This is a genomic window from Bradyrhizobium sp. CCBAU 51745 (assembly GCF_028128715.1).
Taxonomy (GTDB): domain Bacteria; phylum Pseudomonadota; class Alphaproteobacteria; order Rhizobiales; family Xanthobacteraceae; genus Bradyrhizobium; species Bradyrhizobium manausense.
In genome coordinates this window covers 81,770-84,916 of the sequence record NZ_LBJP01000005.1, presented here as the reverse complement: position 1 = coordinate 84,916, position 3,147 = coordinate 81,770, and the positions used below count along the sequence as shown (strand labels likewise).

Below are 3,147 nucleotides of genomic sequence, written 5' to 3'. Positions count from 1 at the left end.
ACTGCTCCGATTGCTTCCGGCTGGAGCGTTTGCCGGGTGGGGCTTGCACCCACTGGAAAGCGCCGCCTTTGCACGGCGCACACCCTGAACGGACATTCCAGCTTCTCAATTTCTGCGCTAATATTGGATTAGTGATTATCAAGAAGGGCAGAGCATTGGAGGGGGACTTCTTATGTCCAAGTTGAAGTGCCTTGTTGCCTTCGCTGGGTGGCTTCTTCCAGCGTATCCGAGCTTCGCCGACGACCGTGAAAAGATGATCGGCATCTGGAAACTGATTTCTCAAGAGATTGAAATTCAAGCCACCGGGCAGAAAGAACCCGTCTTCGGACATTCTCCTACGGGCTACGCGATCTTCACGGCCGAGGGCCGGGTCATGTTTGTGCTGACCGGAGAAGGGCGCAAGCCGCCACAAACGGTCGAAGATCGGGCCGATCTGCTAAACAGCATGGCTGCCTACACCGGCATCTATCGCCTCGAGGGCGACAAATGGATTACGAAGGTCGATGTTGCTTGGAACCCTGAATGGGTGGGCACTGAGCAAACACGCTTCTTCAAATTAGACGGCGATCGCCTTCAGGTCACCTCGACGTGGCGGATAATGCCCAATTGGGCAGATAGGGGGATGCAGAGGAGCCTCCTTGTGTTCGAAAGAACGAAATAGAAGTTTGAAAGAACCTACCTTCGCGAGCCGAGCAGCGCCCGCTTGCATTGCATGAGTCTCTTGTTGGCCCATCGCTTCCGTTAGGGCGTTGCGGCGAGATGTCCGGGGTTGGGGGTAAAGCGGAAGCTCTCCGCCGCTGGTAAAAAAGGCGCTGTTGACCCCTAGCGGAAGTCGATGGGTCCCATTTGGCCGTCCACCGTTGGCAGGTATCACAGCCAGTCGCCTGATCGGATGCCTCGCGGATCAACATCGCGGTGCGAGGCGACGTAGTCGATCTCGCCGCGCGTACTGCCGATATCCATCAGCTCCCTGTCACTCAGGTCGTATAAGGCGGTACGTAATCTCTGGCGTTCGCATCGTTCCCGGAACGCACACCAATATCGCCGGAAGTGCCTGGAGATGTGCCGCGTCGACGCGGCGGTTTTTCTCAACTCTGTCGCACCATAGATCGTGCTCATCGCAGTATCTCCTGGGTGCTGCTTCTAGCCAGACGAGGGTGCCAAGGCATGGGAGGGCACGCTTGACATTCGGCTTACATTTTCCTTACCGGCCGCTTATTCTTTGCGTTCCAAGCGGTGTTGGAGCCCTCCATGATCGGAGGCCGCCTAAGGGATTGGCAGCTTGCGCTATCTCTTCGACAAGTACACATTAGACACTGACCGCCGCGAGCTGCAGCGCGGGGCGGCAGTTGTCTCCATCGCGCCACAGGTGTTCGATCTGCTTGATTACCTGATCCGCAACAGGGAGCGCGTTGTCAGCAAAGACGACCTCATCAACGCCATTTGGAAAGGACGTGTCGTATCCGATGCGGCGCTGACGACCCGCCTCAATGTAGCTCGGAGCGTGATTGGCGATTCCGGTGAGGAGCAGCGCCTCATCAAAACGCTGCAGCGCAAGGGATTCCGCTTCGTCGGAACAGTACTGGAAGTAGAGGGACAGGGATCCGCTGCATTTCCTGACGATCGCGTTGAGCCGCTGAAATCAGCCCCCGCGCTCCCCGACAAGCCCTCCATAGCCGTGTTGCCGTTCCAAAACATGAGTGGTGATCCCGATCAGGATTACTTCGCTGATGGCATGGTGGATGAAATCACCACAGCGCTATCACGGTTCAAATTTCTCTTCGTGATCGCGCGCAATTCCAGTTTTACTTATAAAGGCAAGGCCGTCGACATCAAACGGGTTGGGCGCGAACTCGGCGTGCGGTACGTGCTGGAGGGCAGTGTACGCAAGGCAGCCGGAAAAGTTCGCATCATCGGCCAATTGATCGATGCGTCGACGGGGATACACCTCTGGGCCGATCGTTTTGAAGGCGACCTGACCGATATATTCGCTCTCCAGGATCGCATGACCGAGAGCGTCGTCTCAGCCGTTGCGCCAAAGATGTTTCAAATTGAAATCGGTTTGGCAGCGCGTCGGCCGAACGACCTCAGTGCCTACGACCTTTGTCTTCGAGCTGTACCGCATTTGAACTCACGCACCCCCGAAGGAACAGCCGAGGCACTTCGGCTTGCCTCTCGCGCATTGGAGATTGACCCTGGGTACGGCTTTGCTGCGACCCTTGCTGGAACCTGCCATTTTGTAAATGTTGGTCAGGAATGGGCGGCCGATCCGAAGTCGGAAATTGCGGAGGGACTTCGGCTGCTCCGGTTGGCAATTGGTATCGACGAGAACGACTCCGAGGCGTTGAGCGCACTTAGCCGCGCAACGGCCATGTGGACTTGCGATTTCGATACCGCGAGAGATATGGCGGACCGCGCGGTCTCCTCTAATCCTAACGCAGCCGACGCATGGGTCCATCGAGGTTATGCTTACCTGTACGCGGGGCAGCCCGAAGAGGCGATCAGGAGCTTTGAGCGCGCCATTCGATTAAGCCCATTGGACCGGTTACTTGCTTCAAATTTTGCAGGAATGGGCTTTGCGTTCATCGACCTTGGTCGTTTCGATGAGGCCATCGGCGCGGCGAAGAAGGCCTTGCGCCAACGCCCTTCCTATGCGGCAGCTTACCGCTGTCTCGCGTCCGCGTTCGCCCAACTCGGACGTGATGCGGAGGCGCGGGAGGCAGCGGCGCGCGTGCTTGAGGTCGAACCCGCCTTCACAATATCGTCGTGGGTCGCGCGGGGCGGGCAATCAAGCGCGAAGCTGTTGATTGAGGGTTTTCGGAAAGCGGGGTTGCCCGAATGAGCCCGCGCTCGCGCCGACGGGGTGATCGAATAGGCTTGCCTGTTGCAGCGCATGAGTCTGTTATGGCCCGTGGNAGACTTGATCCGAACCGCGTTCGAACGTCGCGCTAAAGTCTACAAATCTGCCCATGGGCTGACGCTGCCCATCGCGTTCAAAATTGGCTCCGGCCAACGACCGACTTGAAGGGTGCTCAAGCGAAAGGTCGGCTACGGGTCAAACTGAGAAAAGCTCGACGCGAGCATTTTGCGTCCGCTTGACCAGGCGGAGCAGACCTCAAATCGGCGAGCCGCGACTTCGCCGAAGGG

The 3,147-nt window shown here is 57.8% G+C and carries 4 protein-coding genes; 3 read left to right on the top strand and 1 reads right to left on the bottom strand.

The genetic code is table 11. The features are described from left to right. Window positions 1–185 (top strand): hypothetical protein (locus XH98_RS06770; RefSeq protein ID WP_271618165.1); only part of this gene is annotated, 185 nt, incomplete at its 5' end. Beyond that, on the top strand, window positions 173–661 hold the full coding sequence (locus tag XH98_RS06765; protein ID WP_271618164.1) for a lipocalin-like domain-containing protein: 489 nt from the start codon (window positions 173–175) through the stop codon (window positions 659–661). The genes XH98_RS06770 and XH98_RS06765, both read left to right, overlap by 13 nt. Before the next feature lie 209 nt (window positions 662–870). Here the strand turns inward: XH98_RS06765 and XH98_RS06760 are convergent, their stop codons facing one another. Further along, complete coding sequence (locus tag XH98_RS06760) at window positions 871–1,119, bottom strand: DUF1127 domain-containing protein (RefSeq protein ID WP_271618163.1); 249 nt, start codon at window positions 1,117–1,119, stop codon at window positions 871–873. A 163-nt stretch (window positions 1,120–1,282) separates the two neighbouring features. On the opposite strand from XH98_RS06760, the gene XH98_RS06755 reads away from it, so the two are divergent. After that, window positions 1,283–2,842: a winged helix-turn-helix domain-containing tetratricopeptide repeat protein gene (locus tag XH98_RS06755; protein ID WP_271618162.1), complete on the top strand. Its 1,560-nt coding sequence runs from the start codon at window positions 1,283–1,285 to the stop codon at window positions 2,840–2,842. Window positions 2,843–3,147: the final 305 nt, after the last annotated feature.